Origin of the sequence: Rhodomicrobium sp. R_RK_3 (assembly GCF_002198715.1) — a bacterium.
In the GTDB taxonomy this organism is placed as follows: Bacteria; Pseudomonadota; Alphaproteobacteria; order Rhizobiales; family Rhodomicrobiaceae; genus R-RK-3.
Window position 1 is genome coordinate 21202 of the sequence record NZ_MWLK01000033.1, and the last position, 17879, is coordinate 39080.

Annotated in this window: 20 protein-coding genes; 4 read left to right on the plus strand and 16 right to left on the minus strand. The window is 64.0% G+C overall.

The window, feature by feature from the left end:
* Nucleotides 1–114 precede the first annotated feature (114 nt).
* From BLEFHOIH_RS19610 to BLEFHOIH_RS19635, 6 genes are read right to left on the minus strand one after another with little or no spacing between them, the layout of a single operon-like run.
* On the minus strand, nucleotides 115–1197 hold the full coding sequence (locus tag BLEFHOIH_RS19610) for a D-TA family PLP-dependent enzyme (protein WP_088347732.1): 1083 nt from the start codon (nucleotides 1195–1197) through the stop codon (nucleotides 115–117).
* 16 nt (nucleotides 1198–1213) lie between these two features.
* Nucleotides 1214–1675, minus strand: coding sequence for a RidA family protein (locus BLEFHOIH_RS19615; protein ID WP_088347733.1), 462 nt, complete (start codon nucleotides 1673–1675; stop codon nucleotides 1214–1216).
* A gap of 38 nt (nucleotides 1676–1713) precedes the next feature.
* Nucleotides 1714–2478: an amino acid ABC transporter ATP-binding protein gene (locus BLEFHOIH_RS19620; protein WP_088347734.1), complete on the minus strand. Its 765-nt coding sequence runs from the start codon at nucleotides 2476–2478 to the stop codon at nucleotides 1714–1716.
* A gap of 16 nt (nucleotides 2479–2494) precedes the next feature.
* Nucleotides 2495–3148 (minus strand): amino acid ABC transporter permease, encoded by a 654-nt coding sequence (locus tag BLEFHOIH_RS19625; RefSeq protein ID WP_088347735.1) that lies wholly within the window; start codon nucleotides 3146–3148, stop codon nucleotides 2495–2497.
* Between the two features lie 9 nt (nucleotides 3149–3157).
* Nucleotides 3158–3817, minus strand: a complete 660-nt coding sequence (locus BLEFHOIH_RS19630) for an amino acid ABC transporter permease (protein WP_088347736.1) — start codon at nucleotides 3815–3817, stop codon at nucleotides 3158–3160.
* A 12-nt stretch (nucleotides 3818–3829) separates the two neighbouring features.
* On the minus strand, nucleotides 3830–4645 hold the full coding sequence (locus tag BLEFHOIH_RS19635; protein ID WP_245297112.1) for a transporter substrate-binding domain-containing protein: 816 nt from the start codon (nucleotides 4643–4645) through the stop codon (nucleotides 3830–3832).
* Nucleotides 4646–4829: 184 nt separating this feature from the next.
* Here BLEFHOIH_RS19635 and BLEFHOIH_RS19640 point away from each other — a divergent pair, with 184 nt between their 5' ends.
* Nucleotides 4830–5615 (plus strand): IclR family transcriptional regulator, encoded by a 786-nt coding sequence (locus tag BLEFHOIH_RS19640; RefSeq protein WP_088347738.1) that lies wholly within the window; start codon nucleotides 4830–4832, stop codon nucleotides 5613–5615.
* Nucleotides 5616–5628: 13 nt separating this feature from the next.
* Here BLEFHOIH_RS19640 and BLEFHOIH_RS19645 read toward each other — a convergent pair whose 3' ends face one another.
* The 7 genes from BLEFHOIH_RS19645 to BLEFHOIH_RS19680 form a co-directional block, all read right to left on the minus strand.
* The gene (locus tag BLEFHOIH_RS19645; RefSeq protein WP_088347739.1) at nucleotides 5629–6570 is read right to left on the minus strand and encodes an ABC transporter permease; all 942 of its coding nucleotides are present in this window, start codon (nucleotides 6568–6570) and stop codon (nucleotides 5629–5631) included.
* Nucleotides 6563–7576: an ABC transporter permease gene (locus tag BLEFHOIH_RS19650; protein ID WP_088347740.1), complete on the minus strand. Its 1014-nt coding sequence runs from the start codon at nucleotides 7574–7576 to the stop codon at nucleotides 6563–6565. The genes BLEFHOIH_RS19645 and BLEFHOIH_RS19650 overlap by 8 nt, the downstream gene beginning before the upstream one ends.
* 257 nt (nucleotides 7577–7833) lie before the next feature.
* Nucleotides 7834–9540: a peptide ABC transporter substrate-binding protein gene (locus tag BLEFHOIH_RS19655; protein WP_088347935.1), complete on the minus strand. Its 1707-nt coding sequence runs from the start codon at nucleotides 9538–9540 to the stop codon at nucleotides 7834–7836.
* A gap of 27 nt (nucleotides 9541–9567) precedes the next feature.
* Complete coding sequence (locus BLEFHOIH_RS19660) at nucleotides 9568–10584, minus strand: dipeptide ABC transporter ATP-binding protein (RefSeq protein WP_088347741.1); 1017 nt, start codon at nucleotides 10582–10584, stop codon at nucleotides 9568–9570.
* Nucleotides 10577–11560, minus strand: a complete 984-nt coding sequence (locus BLEFHOIH_RS19665; protein ID WP_245297115.1) for an ABC transporter ATP-binding protein — start codon at nucleotides 11558–11560, stop codon at nucleotides 10577–10579. Before BLEFHOIH_RS19665 ends, BLEFHOIH_RS19660 begins: the two co-directional genes overlap by 8 nt.
* 457 nt (nucleotides 11561–12017) lie before the next feature.
* Nucleotides 12018–13100 (minus strand): site-specific integrase, encoded by a 1083-nt coding sequence (locus BLEFHOIH_RS19670; RefSeq protein ID WP_088347743.1) that lies wholly within the window; start codon nucleotides 13098–13100, stop codon nucleotides 12018–12020.
* A gap of 407 nt (nucleotides 13101–13507) precedes the next feature.
* Nucleotides 13508–14248 carry a ParA family protein gene (locus BLEFHOIH_RS19680; RefSeq protein WP_170937272.1) on the minus strand — a complete coding sequence of 247 codons (741 nt, stop codon included), beginning with the start codon at nucleotides 14246–14248 and terminating at the stop codon, nucleotides 13508–13510.
* A 193-nt stretch (nucleotides 14249–14441) separates the two neighbouring features.
* On the opposite strand from BLEFHOIH_RS19680, the gene BLEFHOIH_RS19685 reads away from it, so the two are divergent.
* Nucleotides 14442–15593 (plus strand): hypothetical protein, encoded by a 1152-nt coding sequence (locus BLEFHOIH_RS19685; RefSeq protein ID WP_125461807.1) that lies wholly within the window; start codon nucleotides 14442–14444, stop codon nucleotides 15591–15593.
* Here the strand turns inward: BLEFHOIH_RS19685 and BLEFHOIH_RS26375 are convergent.
* Entirely contained in the window at nucleotides 15562–15780 is a 219-nt protein-coding gene (locus tag BLEFHOIH_RS26375; RefSeq protein ID WP_088360747.1) for a hypothetical protein, read from the minus strand. The genes BLEFHOIH_RS19685 and BLEFHOIH_RS26375 overlap by 32 nt on opposite strands.
* A 126-nt stretch (nucleotides 15781–15906) precedes the next feature.
* Between BLEFHOIH_RS26375 and BLEFHOIH_RS19690 the strand changes: the two genes are divergently transcribed.
* The gene (locus BLEFHOIH_RS19690) at nucleotides 15907–16194 is read left to right on the plus strand and encodes a hypothetical protein (protein WP_088347747.1); all 288 of its coding nucleotides are present in this window, start codon (nucleotides 15907–15909) and stop codon (nucleotides 16192–16194) included.
* Nucleotides 16194–16499 carry a hypothetical protein gene (locus tag BLEFHOIH_RS19695; protein ID WP_088347748.1) on the plus strand — a complete coding sequence of 102 codons (306 nt, stop codon included), beginning with the start codon at nucleotides 16194–16196 and terminating at the stop codon, nucleotides 16497–16499. Before BLEFHOIH_RS19690 ends, BLEFHOIH_RS19695 begins: the two co-directional genes overlap by 1 nt.
* A gap of 243 nt (nucleotides 16500–16742) precedes the next feature.
* Here BLEFHOIH_RS19695 and BLEFHOIH_RS26380 read toward each other — a convergent pair whose 3' ends face one another.
* Complete coding sequence (locus tag BLEFHOIH_RS26380; RefSeq protein WP_125461808.1) at nucleotides 16743–17354, minus strand: hypothetical protein; 612 nt, start codon at nucleotides 17352–17354, stop codon at nucleotides 16743–16745.
* A 17-nt stretch (nucleotides 17355–17371) separates the two neighbouring features.
* On the minus strand, nucleotides 17372–17713 hold the full coding sequence (locus tag BLEFHOIH_RS19705) for a hypothetical protein (RefSeq protein ID WP_125461809.1): 342 nt from the start codon (nucleotides 17711–17713) through the stop codon (nucleotides 17372–17374).
* Between the last annotated feature and the right edge of the window lie 166 nt (nucleotides 17714–17879).

Below are 17879 nucleotides of genomic sequence, written 5' to 3' on the forward strand. Positions count from 1 at the left end.
TAAAAGGATCAGATGGCTTGGCGATCCGTGCTTGATCTATTCCGAAGCAGAATTGATGAACTGCGCAAGGCGGAACGAGCGAAGGCGGTTGCCGGCCCGCCCGCCTTGCGGGACTCAGCGCAGCTTGCCGCGCGCCGCGACCGGCAGTTCGCCGATGATCTCGTCGCCGCGCACGGTGATGTAGCGGTCCTGCATGTTCACCACGACGCAGACATGGTTCGGGATGATGCGCACGACATCGCCGATCTCAGGAGGTTGCTCGCAGGCCGTCAGGTCGAGGAAACCGTGCTCCTCGGCGAATTTGGCGATGCGCGCCTTCGGGTGTTCCAGGATCAGGCCGAAGCCGTCGAGGCCGCCGCTGTCGCTGGTCAGCGTCTTCGACCCGGAATCGAGGATGCCGCGGCCGGGCGCGGCGCGGCTCACCACCGTGGCGTAGAGATTCAGGGCGCAGTCTTCGAGCGAGGCGACGCCCGCCGCCATCATCATGCGGTCGTTGAAGATGCAGGTGCCGGCGCGGTGCTCGGTGACCCCTTCGATCTTGCCCAGATTGGGCAGGTTCGGCGTGCCGCCGGATGAGACAACGCGGGGCTCGAGGCCGGCCGCGCGCACGCCCGCCTTCGCCGTGTCGAGGAAGCTCTGCGTCTCGGCGACGCCGTTCTCGGGCGGATAGAGCATGAAGCCGGCGAAGGCGAGGCTCGGATGCGACGCGATCCGCTCGGCGAGCGCGACGGCCTCCTGCGGCGTCACCACGCCCGCGCGGGCCCGCCCGGTGTCGCATTCGACGATGACGTCGAGCGGGCGTCCGGCGATCTCGCCCGCCCGCGCCAGGCCGTCGACCACGACGGCGCTATCGGCCGCGACCGTCATCTTCACCCGGCCCGCCAGCTTGCCGAGGCGTCCGGTCTTTTCCTCGCCGAGGATGTTGTAGGTGATCAGGATGTCGTCATGCCCGGCATCGGCCATGACCTCCGCCTCGCCAAGCTTCTGGCAGGCGATGCCCTTCGCGCCGGCGTCCCGCTGCATGGCGGCGAGCACGGGACTCTTATGCGTCTTGATATGCGGGCGGTTGGCGACGCCCGCCGCATCGCAGCGCGCTTGCAGCCGGGCGATGTTGCGCTCGACGATGTCCAGGTCGATCACCAGCGAGGGCGTGCCGTAGCGCCGCGCGATCTCCGCCTTCAGGGTCTCGATACTCATGTCAGCCTCCCGCGCTTCATGGCCGGATTAACAAAATCGCCTCGATCTCGACGCTGATGCCGCCCGGCAGGCTGCCCATGCCGACCGCCGAGCGAGCGTGCCGGCCCGCATCGCCCAGCACATCGACGAACAGATCCGAACAGCCATTGATGACCTTCGGATGGTCGCCGAAATCGGGCTCCGCATTGACCATGCCGAGCAGTTTGATCACCGCCTCGATGCGGCCCAGCGTGCCGATCGCGGCCTTTGCCGTGGCGAGCAGCGACAGGCCGGTGAGGCGCGCATGATCATAGCCCTCTTCGATCGAGGTGTCGCGTCCCAGCCGCCCGGTGCAGAGCGTGCCGTCCGCGCGGCGGGGGCCCTGGCCGGAGAGATAGAGCAGATTGCCCGCCCAGCGATAGGGCACGTAATTGGCCATGGGCTGGGGCGAATTCGGCAGGGTGAGGCCGAGCGAGGCGAGCTTTTCTTCCGGTGTCATAGGCGTCTCCTTATTGTGGGGGTCCGTGCGTGCGCCGGTCAGTCCCGCGACGAGCGCAAAAATTCGATCAGGCGCGGGCTGCGCGGATTGTTGAAAATCTCCGAGGGCGGCCCGGCTTCCGCGATGCGGCCCTTCTCCATGAACACGACGCTGTGGGAGACGTCGCGCGCAAAGCGCATCTCATGCGTGACGATCAAGAGCGTCGCGCCCTCGCCCGCGATCAGCTTGACGGTTTGCAGCACCTCCTGCACCAGCTCAGGGTCGAGCGCGGAGGTGATCTCGTCAAGCAGCACGAGTTTCGGGTTCATCGCCAGGGCGCGGGCGATGGCGACGCGCTGCTGCTGGCCGCCCGAAAGCTGGCTCGGATAATGCGCGGCGTGCCCGGCAAGGCCGACCCGGCCGAGCCAGTCGGCGGCGAGCGCGCGCGCCTCGGCCTTGGCCATGCCCTTCACCTTGATGAGGCCGAGCGCGACATTGCCGAGCGCCGTCAGATGCGGGAACAGGTTGAAGGACTGGAACACCATGCCGGTCATCGCCCGCTGGCGCGACAAGTCGCGGTCCTTCAGCCGGCGGCGGCGCTGGCCTTCGGTGCGGTAGCCGATGGCCTCGCCATCGATCAGGATGTCCCCGCCGTCGAATTCCTCCAGCAGGTTGACGCAGCGCAGGAGCGTCGTCTTGCCGGAGCCGGAGGAGCCGATCACCGAGACGACCTGCCCCTGATGCACGTCGAGATCGACGCCTTTCAGCACGTCCAGCGCGCCGAAGCGCTTGGTCAGGGCCTTGATCTGAAGCAGCGGTTGCATGGGCCTTATCTCGGGTTCAGGGCTGGGTGACGCGCCGCTCGATGGTCTTGCCGAGCCGCTCGATGCTGTAATTGACGATCAGATAGAGCAGGCCGGCGACGAGGTAGAAATCCAGGGTGAGAAAATTGCGCCCGACGATCTCCTGCGTCTTCAGCAGCAACTCGCCGACGCCGATGATGGAAACGAGCGTCGAGGCTTTCACCAATTCCGCGCCGGTGTTGATCCAGGTCGGCAGGATGGCGCGCAGCGCCTGCGGCAGCAGCACATAGGCGAGGATTTTCGGAAAAGTCAGGCCGATGGAGCGCGCCGCTTCCGTTTGGCCGGGCGGGATGGCGGCGAGCGCGCCGCGCAAAATCTCGGCCATATGCGCCGCGCAGAACAGCGTCAGCGCGAGCACGCCCGCCGTCAGCGCCTCGAGGCTGACGCGGAACACCGACGGCATGTAGAAACAGGCCAGCACCAGCACGAGCACCGGCGTGCCCCGGATGATGTCGACATAGGCGCGCGAGACGAGGCGCAGCGGCAGCCGCCCATAGGTCAGCGCGATGCCGATGAGAAGCCCCGCCAGCGTGCCGAGGGTGATCGAGAGCGCGGAGATTTCGATGGTGCGCAGAAACCCTTCCGCCAAAGCGAAGCGGGAGATCCAGAGTTCATGCAGGAAATAATCCATGGCGCCCGCCTAGAATTTTGGAAAGCGCCGCTCGAGCGCCCGCAGCAGCGCCGCGATGGAGAGGCAGGTCGAGACATAGAGCAGGCTCACCACCGTCCAGGTCTCGATGACGCGAAAGCTCTCCACGTTGATCTTGCGCGCCTCGAAGGTGAGTTCCGGGATGGCGATCACGGCGGCGATGGATGAGTCCTTGAACAGCGAGATGAAGGTCGTGCCAAGGGCGGGAAGCGCGTTGCGGACCATGATCGGCGCGACGACATAGGCGTTGGTCTGCAGCCGGGTGAGGCCGATCGCCCGCCCCGCTTCGATGACTCCCTTGGGCACCGCCAGCAGCCCGGCGCGGAAGACTTCGGTGAGATAGGCGCCGGCATAGACGGCGAGCGAGGCGACGAAGCTTTCGACCTTGTCCAGCCGGATGCCCCATTGCGGCAGGCCGAAATAGACCACCAGCACGATCACCAGGATCGGCAAATTGCGGAACACGGTCACATAGAGACCGGCAGCGCGCCGCCAGAAGGGCGACGGGCCGACGCTGGCGAAGCCGGCCGCGAGCCCGATCACCGCGCCGATGGCGACGGCGGCGAGCCCGAGGCCGAGGCCCAGAGCGAGCCCCGACAGCAGCCTGTCGAAGCTCGCCCAGACCACACCGAAATGCAGCGTGTAGCCCATCGTCCCCGGAACTCAGCGCAGCTCGGACGGGAAGCCGATCTTCGGCGCGGGCGGCGTCTCGCCGAACCATTTTTCGAACGAAGCCTTATAGGTGTCAAACTCGACGCCCGTCAGCGCCTCGCGCAGCGCGATATTGACGAAATTGATCCAGTCCGGATCGCCCTGGCGCACGGCGCAGGAATAGGTCTGCGGCTCCCAGCCATAGCCGGAATCCTGGTAGCGGCCGGGGTTCTGTTTGATGAACCAGCGCAGCGACGAGGCGTCCGTGGCGGCGGCGTCGGCGCGGCCGGAATTCAGCGCCTGATAGATCAGGTCGACGCTGTCATATTGGTCGACCTTGGCCTCCGGCAGCGCCTTATGCACCATGGTCTCGGCATAGACATTCTGCAGCACCGAGATCGTCACCTTGCCGCCCGCCGCCTTCAGCGCCTCGTAATCGGCATATTTGCCGCCCTTCAGCAGCAGGAGGCCGACGCCTTCGCGGTAATAGGGGATGGTGAAGGCGACCTGCTGGGCGCGCGCTGCGGTCACGGTCATGAACTGGCAGGTGATGTCGACCTTGCCGGTGGTGATGTTGGGGATGCGGGCATCCGACGCCTGGGTGACGAATTCGATCTTGGTCTCGTCGTTGAACAGGCCCTTGGCGATCACCTTGGCGATGTCGATGTCATAGCCGACCAGCTCGCCCTTCTCATCCTTGAAATGCCACGGCGGATTGGTGCTGCCGGTGCCGACGATCAGCTTTCCGCGCCCGAGCACTTCCTGAAGCTTGCTCTGCGCGCCCGCCGGAGCGGCGATGGCCGCGCTGAGGATCACCAGCCCCAGCATGCCTGCGAATTTCTGCAACCTGCTTGTCATGACAGCCCCCAAAAGTTTGGCCCACCAAGATCTGTCTGATATCCCGGACATTTGTCTTTTATTTCAGACAAATTGAGCGTATTTGGCTTTAATCGTTTGCGCAAGGGGTTGCGTCGCGGATGATGCCGGAGGTCGAATGGGGCGGGCTAAGACAATGGCATTGAACGGACAAAGCGCGCAATCCGCCGCGCCGAAGGTGGCGCATGAGCGGCAGCGCGGTATCGACCGCGTCATCAGCCTGCTCGAGGCATTGCTGCGCGAGCACAAGCCGACCCGGATCGGCGATCTCGCCCGGCGGATCGGCGCGCCGCGCTCGACCACTTACGAGATCGTCGCAAGGCTCGTCGAAGCCGAGATCCTGGAGCCCTGCGGCCCAGGCGGCGAGATCTATTTCGGCCGCGCCGCGCATCTGTTCGGCCGCGCCTATGCCGACGCCAATCCCCTGTTCCGCCGCGTCGGTGAGGTGATGGAGCGCCTTGCTTCGGAGACCCACGCGACGACGCAGTTCTGCGGGCTGAGGGGCAACAAATACACCGTCATCGACAGCCGCGACGGCGCCGGCCTGTTCCGCATCACCACCGATATCGGCGTCGAGGTGCCCGCGCCGTGGACCGCCTCGGGCCGCCTGCTGCTCGATCATATGAGCCCCGAGGAGATCCGCGCCTTCGTGCCGCCGGAGGATTTTCGGCTGCCGGACGGGCGTACCCTGGCGGTGGAAAGCTTCCTCGCCGATGTCGCCCGCGCCCGCGCCACCGGCCGCTGCGCCACCACAGGCCTCGCCGATCCGTTCACCTACTGCCTCGCCGCCCCGATCCGCGACCGCGCCGGGATCGCGCGCACGACGCTCTGCTTCGTCATTCCCGCCGACACGCCCGAGCCGAGGCGCGTCGAGCTGCTGGACCGGCTGGCGGCCGAGGCCGAGCTGCTGGCGGAGCGGTGATGCCCCGCGCCCATCAGCTCCGCAGACGCGGGTCGAGCGCGTCGCGCAGGCCGTCGCCGATGAAATTGACGCTGAGCACGGTCAGCGAGATGGCGAGGCCCGGCCAGATCACCCGCGAGGGGTTGAGCGTCATGTAATTGGCGCCGTCATAGAGGAGGCGCCCCCAGGTCGGGAAGTCCGGCGGGAAGCCGAGGCCGAGGAAGGAGAGCGCCGACTCGATGATGATCGCCGAGGCGACGCCGAGCGTGCCCGACACCATGATCGGGCTGAGCACGTTGGGCAGGATATGGCGGAAGATGATCTTATACGGCCGCGCCCCGATGCTGCGGGCGGCGAGCACGAAATCGCGCTCCTTCACGCCGAGCACTTCGGCCCTGACGACACGCGCCGTCTGCATCCAGCTCGTGATGCCGATGACGAAGACGATCAGCAGGAAGATGCCGGCGGACGGGCCGAACAGGTCGCGCAGCACGTCGCGGAACAAGAGGATGATTACCAAGAGCAGCGGCAGGATCGGCAGGGCGAGGAACAGCTCGGTCATGCGCATCAGAATGCCGTCGAGCCGCCGGAAGAAACCCGCGAGCACGCCGATGGTGGTGCCGAGCGTGACGGCGATCAGCATGGCCGAGATGCCGACCGCGAGCGAGACGCGGCCCCCGGCCATGACCTGGGCGAAGAGGTCGCGGCCGAGATTGTCAGTGCCGAGCGGATGGTCGAGGCTCATGCCGCGATTGGCGATGCGCGGGTTGATACGGTCCGGGCTGACCGTCCACAGATACGGCCCGGCCAGCACGATCAGCACGATGGCCGCGAGCACGATCATGCCCACGAGCGCGCCCGGATGGCGCAGGAACTGCCGCCGGACATCGGACCAGAGCGAGCGGTGCGCTTGATCCAGGGCGGCGGGCTCGGCCGCCTCGTCCGCGCGCGGTGCGATGAGGTCGAGCTCACTCATAGCGGATCCTCGGGTCGAGGATGCCGTAGAGGATGTCGGCGATCAGGTTGAAGGTGACGATCAGCACCGCGAAGATGAAGGTGAGCGTCTGCACCAGCGGAATATCGGCGCTCTGGATGCCTGATATCAGCAATTCGCCGAGCCCGTTGATGCGGAAGATCTGCTCGGTGATGATGGCCCCGCCGAAGACTTGCGGCACGCCGAGCGCGATGACCGTGACGACCGGGATCAGGCTGTTCCTGAGCACATGGACGAAGATCACCACATGCTCGCTCATGCCCTTGGCGCGGGCGGTGCGCACATAATCCTGGCCGAAATTCTCCAGCATCGAGGCGCGCATGAAGCGGCTGATCTGCGCCGCATTATAGAGGCCGAGCACCGCGACCGGCATCGCCATCTGCTTGAGCTGGGCGGTAAAGCTTCCCCAGTCGGTGACGCGCAGCGAAGTGTCGTAGATCGAGGGCAGCCAGTTCAGGTTGACGCTGAAGATGATGATGAGCAGCAGGCCGGTGAAGAAGGTCGGCACGGAAAAGCCGATCATCGACACCAGCGTGCCGATCTGGTCGAACCAGGAATATTTGCGGTAGGCCGAGATAATGCCGATCGGCAGGGCGATCAGGATGCCGGTGAGATAGCCGAGGCCGACGACGGTCAGCGTCTGCGGCGCGCGCTCGACGATCAGGTCGACAATGGGGCTGCGCGTGGTCCAGGAGCGCAGGCGAAGCCGCTCGCTGGCATCGCCGATCTCGATGCCGAAGGCCGATTGCAACAGGTTCAGCGGCTCGTTGACGAAGAACTGGTACAGCCATTTGAGATAGCGGATGAGGAACGGCTCGCCGAGGCCGAGCGACAGCCGGATCTGCTCGCGCACTTCGGGCGGGATGGTGGTCGGCAGGTTGGCGGTCGGGTCGTTCGGCGCAAGGTCCAAGAGCGCGAAAATGACGAAGCTGATCACCAGCAGCGTGGGGATCGCGAGGAGCAGGCGTCTGAGCGTGTATCGGAGCATGAGAAACCCGACTGTAAGTGTGCCCCCCGAAACGGCAGGAGGGCCCGATTGACCGCGCTGCCTCCAGCACGATCGCTCCCCCTCCCATGGGGAGAGGGCTGGGGTGAGGGGGTAATCCCTATCGGTAGGACGGACGTCGCCACACGGATGGGCATTACCCCCTCACCCTGGTCCCTCTCCCCATGGGAGAGGGGACCGGATGCGGCCTCTGCGTGGAAACAGAGAGGTGGTGCCGCGTCGCAAGTCGTCCGCCGCGGCTATTTCTTCCGTGTCCAGTCGGCGACGTTCCACAGTTCCACGTCCCAGGCATTGTGGCGATGGCCGGCCAGCTTGTTGCTGATGGCCGAGATGCGCCCGCGATAGATCAGCGGGATCATCACCCCGTCCTCGACCAGCATGTCGTTCATCTTCTTCACCAGCGCCGCCCGCGCGGCCAGATCGGCGGTCTGCGCCAGCTCGGCGGCGAGCTTGTCATAGGCCGGATTGCAATAGCGCGAGAAATTAGTGCCGAGCCAGTTGGTCTTCGGCTCGGGGATTTCCTTGCAGGTCGAGCCGCCCAGATTGGTCTCGGGATCGGTGCCGACATAGGTCCAGGCGAACATCTCGATATCGGCGAAGAATTTCTGGCTGGTGTCCGGGCTGGACGGATCGGCGCCGAAGAACACCGAGCCGGCGATGTTGCGCAGCTCCGTCGCGACGCCGATGTCGCCCCACATCTGCTTGATCAGCGCCTGCGTCGCCTGCCGCACGGAATTGGTTGAGGTCTGGTAGAGCAGCGAGGCGCGCACGCCATCCTTCACGCGGATGCCGTCACTGCCCTTCTTCCAGCCGGCCTCGTCCAGGATCTTGTTGGCCTTCTCGATATCCGGCGTCTTGCACCAGTCGACGGCGGTCGACGTATAGACTTCGGGCGCGGGAACGATATTGCAGGTCACCCGGCCCGAGGCGCCATAGCCGGTATCGACCAGGAGCTGGCGGTCGATGGCGAGCGCCAGCGCGCGGCGCATGGCGGGGTCCTTCAGCACCGGATGCGGATTGCTGCCGTCGCCATAGACGGAGCGCTTGTCTCCCGCCTCGGGGCGGGAATTGGTGAAATTGAGATGCATCCGCTCCAGATAATTGCCGAAAGCGGTGATGACCTCGCCCTTGCCGGCCTTGGCCATGCGCTCGAGGATTTCCGGCTCGACCTGGGTGTTCCAGGCATAGTCGAACTCGCCCGTCTCCAGCACCGCGCGCGCGGCGGACGCGGGATCGCCGCCGCCTTTCATATAGATGCTGGCGAAGGCGGGCTTGGCCGGATCGCGGTATTTGTCGTTGGCGACATAGCGGATGCTGTCATTGGCCCGGAATTCGGCCACCTTGAACGGTCCGGTGCCGATGGGGGCGAAATTCTCCTTGGTGCATTGCGCGGCTTTCGCGCCCAGGCAGTCTTTGAACTGCGCCTTCTGCAGGATCGCCGATTCGCCGCCGACGAAGGGTCCGTAGGGGAAGGGCTTGGCGGATTTGAAGCTGATCTTGACCGTCAGCGGATCGGCCGCTTCGACCTTCTCGACATCGGTGAAGGCCGAGAGCTTGCTGCACCCGCCCCCCGGCGCCATGCAATATTCGGCGGTGAACACCACATCCTCGGCGGTCAGCGGCGTGCCGTCCGACCAGGTGATGCCCGGCTTCAGCTTCCAGGTGATGGATTTCAGATCCGCCGCCATGCCGCCATTGGCGAGTGTCGGCACCTCGACCGCAAGGCGCGCGACCATGTCGCCCTTCTCGTCATAGCTGGCGAGCGGCTCGAGCACGACCGAGGACGCCTCGACGTCCTTCACGCCGCTCGACAGATAGGGGTTGAGGATCGAGGGCGCCTGCCAATAGAGGATTTTGACCTCGCCATCCGCGCCGCGCTGCGCCGCCGCCGGCGAGATCGTCAGCACCGCTGCCGCCGCCGCGCCTATAGCCCCGTGCCATTTCATCATCACATCGCTCCTGCTCTTGTCGTGCTATTCAACCCGGTGACAGGCGACCCACCGCTCCCCGTCCCGCTTGCGCCACGCCGGCTCCTCCACCGCGCAGCGGTCGAAGGCGACCGGGCAGCGCGTGCGGAAGCGGCAGCCGGATGGCGGATTGGCGGGGCTCGGCACGTCGCCTTTCAGAATGATGCGGGTGCGGCGGCGCTCGGCCTCGGGCTCCGGGATAGGGATCGCCGAGAGCAGCGCCTGCGTATAGGGATGCAGCGGGGCGGCATAGAGCGCGCGGCGCGGCGCCAGCTCGACGAGTTTGCCGAGATACATCACCGCCACCCGGTCGGCGATATGGCGCACCATCGACAAGTCGTGGCTGATGAACAGATAGGTGAGGCCGAGCTGCGCCTGCAAATCCTGCAGCAGGTTGACCACCTGGGCCTGGATCGAGACGTCGAGCGCGGCGATCGGCTCGTCGCAGACGATGAAGTCGGGGTTCAGCGCGATGGCGCGGGCGATGCCGATGCGCTGGCGCTGGCCGCCGGAGAATTCATGCGGGTAGCGGTCGGCGAATTTCGGATTGAGGCCGACGGCGTTCAGCAATTCACGCACGCGGTCTCGTCGTCGCCGCCCCTTGGCGACGCCGTGCTCGGCCAGCGGCTCGGCGACGATCGAGCCAACGGTCATGCGCGGGTTCAGGCAGGCCTGCGGGTCCTGGAAGATCATCTGCATGCGCGGGCGCAGGCGGCGCAAGGTCTCGCCGGCCATGCCGGTGATCTCCGTGCCGTCGAAGACGATGCGGCCGCCGGTCGGATCGTAGAGCCGCAAGATGGTGCGGCCGGCCGTGGACTTGCCGCAGCCGCTCTCGCCGACCAGGGCCAGCGTCTGCACGCGCGGGATCTCGAAGCTGATGCCATCGACCGCGCGGATGGTGCCGACCTGCCGACGAAACATGCCCTTGGTGATGGGAAAATGCATGGTGAGGCCGTCGATGCGCAGAAGATCGCCGCCGCGCGGGCGGCTTTGCTCCGGGCGGGTCTTCGCGCTGTCAAGCATCGCGGCGCGGCGCTCCCTGGTCGATATCCCACCAGCAGGCGACGTCATGCCCGCCGCCAAGCGCAAAGAGCGGCGGGTTCTCGCTGTGGCACCGGCTGAACGCATAGGCGCAGCGCGGCGCGAAGGGACAGGATTGCGGCGGAGCCAGGAGGTTGGGCGGCTGGCCGCCGATGCTTTTTAGACGCCCGGCCTTCTCGGTATCGGCGCGCGGCAGCGTCTCGAGCAGCGCCCGCGTATAGGGATGCTGCGGCCGGGCATAGAGGCTGTCCACCGGCGCGTGCTCGACGACCAGCCCGCCATACATCACCAGCACGCGGTCGGCGAGGCCGGCGACCACGCCGAGATCGTGGGTGATCCAGATGATGGCCATGCCCAGCTCGCGCCGCAGCGACTTCACCAGCTCAACGATCTGCGCCTGGATGGTGACGTCGAGCGCGGTGGTCGGCTCGTCGGCGATCAGCACCTTCGGGTCGCAGGAAAGCGCGATGGCGATCATCACCCGCTGGCGCATGCCGCCGGAGAATTGATGCGGATAGTCGTCCAGCCGCTCGGCGGGCGACGGAATGCCGACCAGCGCCATCAGCTCCACGGCGCGGGCCCTGGCGGCCTTGCGGCTGAGCCCGAGATGGGCGCGCAGCGGCTCCATGATCTGATAGCCCACGGTGAATACGGGATTGAGCGCGGTCATCGTGTCCTGGAAGATGAAGCCGACCTCGCCGCCGCGCACCTCGCGCATGGTTTTTGGATCGATGCCGAGCAATTCGCGCTCGCCGAGCCGCACCGAGCCGGAGACGATCTCGGCAGGCGGCATCGGCAGCAGCTTCATGAGCGACATCATGGTGACGCTCTTGCCGGACCCGCTCTCGCCGACGACGCCGAGCAATTCGCCCGCCGCGAGGCTGAAGCTGACGCCATTGACCGCCCATAGGGTGCCGCCACGGAAACGGAAAATCGTTCGGAGGTCACGGACCTCCAGGACGGTTGCTTTGGCGCTGGCCTGAGCCTGCGGCGAAACATTCACTCCGTGGGCTTTCCATTTGATGCGGGAGCCTGCAGGATACGTGATCGCGACGGGGCTGCAAGCGGCTTTCCTGGCCCCGGAATGCATTAGACGGAACTGAGCATGGGGCAGGCAAACGCCCATGGCCATTGCTTAAAAGCGGGGCAGTCCGCTGTCGGAAGTCGGGGCCGGCGGCAACGCGATTGCCGACGGCAAGCGGCGCCGCCCGGTGCGACTTGGGCATTCTCATCGCTGCGGAATTAGAGGCCGGCGGGGAAATGGTGGACGCTAGTGGGATTGAACCACTGACCCTGCGCGTGTGAAGGATGTGACCGCCCGTCTTTCGGGCTTTGTTCACTCTTTCTACTCCGTTTGTCGTTCCATCCAGTCAACTAAATTCACGTCGTCGCGCCGGTTCATCCTCTGTGCTGGTTCAACGCGACCCGCGGTCACTTACTCGAAGATGAACAGGCAGCTCCAGCGAGCCTGCCGCCTTCTTGAGATAGCCTGGGCTGAAGCGCGCATAGGTCCTATAGGTGGTGCGCAGATCTGAGTGGCCCAGGTACTGGGCGATCTCGGGGATCGGCACCCCATCTTCGGCCATCAGCACCGCCGCCGTGTGGCGAAGAACGTGGGCGCCATCGCCCTTGACCTTCAGGCGGGATTTGACGAATGCGGTCGACACGCCGCGCTTCACATTTCCAACCGGGCCGCCCGCCCACTCGATGACGAATTCCGACACGCCGCCCGCCTTTGCCTCCAGGAGTGCCGCCCGAGCCGTATCATTCATCGGCACCAGTGCTCTCCCCTTCCTCTCGCCGTCATGCCCAGGATCGTGGAGCTGGATCAGCCCACGAGCAAAATCCACCCTATCCCAGGTGAGCTGGAGGATTGCAGTCTTCCTCGCCGCCGTCGTCAGCGCCAGGATCAGGAAGAGCCTGATGTGTGGCATCTCTGCCGCATCGATCAGCGTCTCGACCTCAGCCCGTGTCAGGTGCCGGTCACGCGGCCCGGGCATCTTGGGCACATAGATCGAGGGCAGCTCCTCCAGCTTAATCAGCTTGTTCTTGGCCGCCCAGTTCACGACGGTGCGGACCATGTTCAGCTCGCCATAGATCGTGTGCGGCTTCTTGCCCGCCGCCGCCCGCATCGCTTCGTACTCGCGGCAAATCTTCCGGGTGATGTCGACCGGCCGGAGATGCCCGAAGGTCTCGCCGATGCGCGCATAGACGTGGCGCGGCCGCTCGGCGTCCTTGCCTTCCTGCTTGCAATAGGCGGTGTACTGGGCGTGGAGAGCCTTGAAGGTCTCGACCGGCTCGCCAGTCAGCTTCAGGTGCGACCGCGCGAACGCATGAAGCTCTGTTCGCGCTTCCGCTTCCGTTGCAATTCCAAGTCGATGGCGCCGCCTTTGGCCGTTGACGTACCAGACGACACAGAACTGGTCGAGGAGCCAGCCAAGTCGGTATTCTCCGACGGCGTAAGGCTTGAATGCTGGCCGTTTTCGCCTCGCTCCCACCGCAGCACCTCTTCATACGAAATACGCTTCAAAACACCGCCGAGATGGAAAGCCTTCAGCTCTCCCAGGGCGATAAGCTTATAGATGTAGCTCCTTGAACAGCTCCACCGATCAGCAAGCTGCTCGACGGTAAAGGGTCTTTCCAACATCGAAACCACGTTCCTTCTACAAAAGCTAAAGGCATGGTTTCCCCAAACAAACTTCTCTCGATGCATCGTGTGCCAGGAGCGCATCCGCGCTCGACCGGCGAATTCGTCTATTTCTTTGCGTCTAACTTTTCCTGGAGCGCGTCAAGGGCCATCTCGAAAATGACCGTCAAGCTCTTGCCCAGCTGGTCCGACAAGTCCTGGAACTGCTTCCGCTTCTCCATGGTCGTCTTGACCATGACATTGTGGTCGCGGCGGCTCTTACGTCCCCTGTTTCGCCAGTCGATCACTCCGAACGCCTCGCCTTCCTTCTGGCTTCGCTGCTTCAGCGCGTCCGCCGGGCTCTTGGACAAGTCGATTGGCAGGTTCGGCTTCTCGGCTGTCATTTGCGATCCCCTTCAATGCTTTCCATAAGACGGCGATTTCTTCGGCAGCCGCCTTGTCGATCTCGGGTGCCGTCTTCCCGCTGGTGTCGGCACGCACGTAGGACACACTTTCTGTGATGCTGACCGGCAACCGAGTGCTCCGGCTCGCCAGCAGCATCTGGGCTTCCATCCCGAGCTTCGACCGCTTGTCGACCCGGTTGAGGACATAGAGCACCGCGACGCGCCTCCCAAGCTTGTCGACGATGCCCTCCAGCGCAGCCTGACCCTCCAGATCCTTCGGCGACGCCTGGGAGACCAGGGCAATGGCGTCGGCCGCATTGACCGCGTCCTCGATCACCTGCACCATGGAACCCGGCAGATCGACGATCAGATAGTCCGCACGGATGTCGAAGCGCTCGATCCGCTTCTGCGCTTCAGAGGTCAGCGGCACGCCGCCGACGAGCTGAGGATTGGTCGGACCGCCAGCGCGGCTCCACCATGCCCGCGTGGACTGCTGCGGATCGAGATCGATCAAGAGTACAGTATTTCCGTCATTGGCGGCGTGGACGGCAAGCGCCGCAGCCAGTGTGGATTTCCCTACCCCGCCCTTGCTCGATGCCATCGCAATCACCTTCATGACGACCGCCTGTATAGATCGTTCAAGATGCATCTACATAGCATCTTGAGTGAATAGCGTCAACATCTATCTTGAAACTTTCTTGACTTTTTTTCGGTCGCCTTTTATAGATCGATCTTGCCGCCATTTTTGCATCGATTCGGACCCATTAATGGGCGCGCGAATGGCTGCCGAATTGGCGTGAGGGAGTATGATGGTCCAGGCCATCAAGATCGTGCTGGTGATCGTTGCCGTTACGATAGGAATCGTAAGCGTGGCAATGACTTCAGCCTTTGGCTGGAGCCTGACGCATGGCTGGGAACGGGGGGTCTATGCCGCATCTTTTGGCGCAGCAGACCTGGCCAAATTCATGCTGCCCACGGCAGCTCTTTATTTGTCCGCTCGGGCCGCCTTCAAAACCAGATGCTTCTATCTATTTCTAGCCATTCTGAGCTTCATCGCGCACACCGGCCTGCTGCTGACGGTGAAGGCTACTGATGTGGCTGTTGCAAATACAGCACAGAAGGAAGTCGCCAAAGCCGAGGCCGAAGTCGCCCGAATCAAGAGGCTGATCGAGCCGCTGGAGAAAGCCGAGCCTCGACCGCTCGGCACCCTCAACGGCCTCATCAGCACCGCCGAGCGCGATCCGATCTTCACCGGCGAGGATCGGTCGAACAAATGCACGAACGACACGGCACCCGCCAGCGTCGACTTCTGCAAAGCCTATCTCAACCTGACCGGCGAGCGCACCAACCGCGAGGAATTGGATAAGCTGAACGCCGAGCTTAAGGACGCCCAAGCTAAGGTGCCGACGGGAAGCGGCGGGCCTGATAGCAACAATGTCTTCGCGGAGACGGTCGGCAAAAAGCTCGGCATCGATTCATTCACCGTACTCGTCGTTCTGGCGCTCATCATCTCCGGGATGTTGGAGGGGTGCAGCAGCCAGCTCCTGAGCATCGCGGCCGAGATGAAGCCAAGGGTGGCGGTGCCGACGCCGGCCTCGGAACCCATTTCACAGCCATTAATCGACCCGAATGCATCGATTACCATCGAGATCGAGCCAGAAATGGCGGTCGAGCCGCCGTCAGAGCTTTGCCCGAAAGAGTGGGTGAGCGGTCGCGTCTCGGCGCGGAAGGCCGTCAGCACGCCTTGGGCGGCTTTCCTGGATGCCTACAGGGCCGATGCGGAAGCGCATGGGCTGGCTCCGGCCAGCTCGAATGCGTTGTCTCGCGCCATTACCGATGCAGGGTTCGCTGACCGGACCAGCATCAAGAAGGCGCTGATGATCCCCGGCGCCGCCCTGCGCCCAGCGCGCACCGCCAGCCTATCGGTCGTCAGCCGTTCTTCGGCTCCTCCTGCTCCTTAGGCAGGAGGTGTTCATTGGCGGTCAGCCATTCATTTAGGATGCGGCCAGCCAGATTTGACACGGTCCGCTCCTCGCGGACGGCATGAGCCCTCAGCGCTTCCAGCATTTTATCCGAGACCCTCACGTTCAAGGGAAAGCTCCGCTTGTCCTTAGTCTGCGCCTGCTTGGGTCTGGTGAATCCTGTCATCACCAAACCGTATCGACATAGAAACTGCTAGCGCACCAACTTTGGTGTGCTAACTTGAATTATATAATATCGAAACATATCGGCACCGTCCTATTTTGTATCCTATGGGGGTTAAAACGTAGCAACATGGAGCAGGACAGGATTTTCATGCACGTTCGAGAGGCGTCCATCGCCCTCGAATCCGCCATCGCCACAGCTGGTTTGATCGCAGAATCGAAGTTGGCCGACACCCTCGTCCTGAGCCAGTTGTTGATCTTCCTGGATGACGCGCTCACCGCACTCAGCGCGGTCACGAGCCCCCAGGACGAGCCATCAGAGGCCGTCCAGCTGCCTCCGCCGGCACCACCCATTCCCATCCCGCACGGCGGCGGGCGGGTGCCGGGTCTCAGGATCGTCGACGTGGAGGGCGAATAATGGTCGTGACCAACATCCTCATCATCTTCGCGGTCGGTTTCCTCGATCCGCTTCACATCGCGCTCGGCTTGGGTGCCGGAGCCTTCATGCCCTCGACAGCACGGGATCTCGGCTGGGCATCGGTCATCGTGACCGTGATCGCCTCTGGCCTGTTCATCTTCGCAGTCGCCACCTACGAGGAGACACATGGAAAGCCGATGAACGGCGATTGGCAGCTCGCCCTGTGGGTCGGCCGGATCATGACGATCACCGTGCTGTACGCGGCCGGGAGCCTGCTCAGGCGGTGGTGGATGCAGCGGGCGTAAGCTGCCGCATCCTGGTTCCAGACTTCGCCCGAACTCCGGTCGAAGTCACTTCGCCTGCCCTGCGCAGTCGGCTGCTTGTCCAACTCATCATCGACAATGAGCCGGCCGACCCGGAAATCTCGCGGCTCAATTTTGAGCCGTCAGAAAATCCATACATCCCAGATACTTACGAAGACGACAGGGGCAAGGAACAGCCCATGTTCTGGATGACCGAGGACGGCTTCATGGCGCTGGCTATGCGCTTCACCGCAGCTTCTTCAACGGCACCGTCAGCGCCTTCTCAACGCTCCAGCCGCGCCGCAGTCGCTGGGCGATGGCAGTCTTGCCGACGCCGGTCTTCCGACCCCACTGGCTCAGCGTGAGCGTTTCGCCGCCGAAGCTGATGGGGCGGTTGTCCCGCCGATTGTTGGCGTTCTCCAGCCGCGACTCCCATCGGCAATTTGATTTCGAATAGCCCAGGTCATTGTCGATCCGCCCGAGGTCGGCGCCAGCGGGTCGGTCGCCCATGTCATCACGGAATGCCGCGAAGTCCTCCCAGCGCGGATCGACCGTGATGCCTCGGCCGCCGTAGTTATGATAATTCGAATCCCGTGGATTGCGGCACCTGGCTCGCATGGCCAGCCAGATCCGGTAGATCGGGTGCCGGGACCCACCATGCCTGCTCCAGCGCCGGGCGCAATTCCCGCACGACCGGCTATCCCCGCGCTTCAGCGTGCTGGCGCTTCGGAAAACCTCAGCTCCACAATCGCACCGGCACCGCCAGATGCCGCGACGGACACGAATTTTGCCCGGATGGTATTCGATGGCCGTGAGCAACCCGAAGCGCACGCCGGTGAGGTCGACCCAAGCTGCCATGACACACAGGCATCGTTCTACTCGCAACCGGCGAAATAGTCCGGGTGATGCTCTCTGGTCCAGCTGATGGCGGCTTCCGCAGTGGCACGGGCGAGCGTCCTGGCCATCCTTTCGTCGTCGGCGACCATCCGGGCCACCAGAGCGTCCAGAGCCCGCTGATGCCCGAAGCCGCCCCGCATGTGGTCGCGATATCTGCGGGCACAGAGGCGCCATTGCTCCAGCTCGGCAGCATCTTTGACGGGTGGCATGGGCGCGTTCATGTTCGCACTATGTTCACGGCACCCGCCGTCGTCAACTGGATTTGTGCGGTGCAGCATCGCAATTGTGGCGGACAGTATTCGATTGATGTAAATCTGCAACTATACATTAGCGTGTACACAGCTTCACACAGTATAACGAAACGTAATCATATGACCGTAGATCATCATAAAAAAGACTGCAAAAATCGTCAGTAAAAGTCGTTGCTGAGCTTGACGGGTCCTCTGTTTTGCGATAAATTCGTATCATCGGGCGAGCGGCGGGATT

What these genes read in the sequence shown, in the direction of transcription:
- BLEFHOIH_RS19610 (WP_088347732.1), bottom strand. Translation starts at nt 1,197, where the DNA reads ATGAGTATCGAGACCCTGAAGGCGGAGATCGCGCGGCGCTACGGCACG.
- BLEFHOIH_RS19615 (WP_088347733.1), bottom strand. Translation starts at nt 1,675, where the DNA reads ATGACACCGGAAGAAAAGCTCGCCTCGCTCGGCCTCACCCTGCCGAAT.
- BLEFHOIH_RS19620 (WP_088347734.1), bottom strand. Translation starts at nt 2,478, where the DNA reads ATGCAACCGCTGCTTCAGATCAAGGCCCTGACCAAGCGCTTCGGCGCG.
- BLEFHOIH_RS19625 (WP_088347735.1), bottom strand. Translation starts at nt 3,148, where the DNA reads ATGGATTATTTCCTGCATGAACTCTGGATCTCCCGCTTCGCTTTGGCG.
- BLEFHOIH_RS19630 (WP_088347736.1), bottom strand. Translation starts at nt 3,817, where the DNA reads ATGGGCTACACGCTGCATTTCGGTGTGGTCTGGGCGAGCTTCGACAGG.
- BLEFHOIH_RS19635 (WP_245297112.1), bottom strand. Translation starts at nt 4,645, where the DNA reads ATGCTGGGGCTGGTGATCCTCAGCGCGGCCATCGCCGCTCCGGCGGGC.
- BLEFHOIH_RS19640 (WP_088347738.1), top strand. Translation starts at nt 4,830, where the DNA reads ATGGCATTGAACGGACAAAGCGCGCAATCCGCCGCGCCGAAGGTGGCG.
- BLEFHOIH_RS19645 (WP_088347739.1), bottom strand. Translation starts at nt 6,570, where the DNA reads ATGAGTGAGCTCGACCTCATCGCACCGCGCGCGGACGAGGCGGCCGAG.
- BLEFHOIH_RS19650 (WP_088347740.1), bottom strand. Translation starts at nt 7,576, where the DNA reads ATGCTCCGATACACGCTCAGACGCCTGCTCCTCGCGATCCCCACGCTG.
- BLEFHOIH_RS19655 (WP_088347935.1), bottom strand. Translation starts at nt 9,540, where the DNA reads ATGAAATGGCACGGGGCTATAGGCGCGGCGGCGGCAGCGGTGCTGACG.
- BLEFHOIH_RS19660 (WP_088347741.1), bottom strand. Translation starts at nt 10,584, where the DNA reads ATGCTTGACAGCGCGAAGACCCGCCCGGAGCAAAGCCGCCCGCGCGGC.
- BLEFHOIH_RS19680 (WP_170937272.1), bottom strand. Translation starts at nt 14,248, where the DNA reads ATGAAGGTGATTGCGATGGCATCGAGCAAGGGCGGGGTAGGGAAATCC.
- BLEFHOIH_RS19685 (WP_125461807.1), top strand. Translation starts at nt 14,442, where the DNA reads ATGGTCCAGGCCATCAAGATCGTGCTGGTGATCGTTGCCGTTACGATA.
- BLEFHOIH_RS26375 (WP_088360747.1), bottom strand. Translation starts at nt 15,780, where the DNA reads ATGACAGGATTCACCAGACCCAAGCAGGCGCAGACTAAGGACAAGCGG.
- BLEFHOIH_RS19690 (WP_088347747.1), top strand. Translation starts at nt 15,907, where the DNA reads ATGGAGCAGGACAGGATTTTCATGCACGTTCGAGAGGCGTCCATCGCC.
- BLEFHOIH_RS19695 (WP_088347748.1), top strand. Translation starts at nt 16,194, where the DNA reads ATGGTCGTGACCAACATCCTCATCATCTTCGCGGTCGGTTTCCTCGAT.
- BLEFHOIH_RS26380 (WP_125461808.1), bottom strand. Translation starts at nt 17,354, where the DNA reads ATGGCAGCTTGGGTCGACCTCACCGGCGTGCGCTTCGGGTTGCTCACG.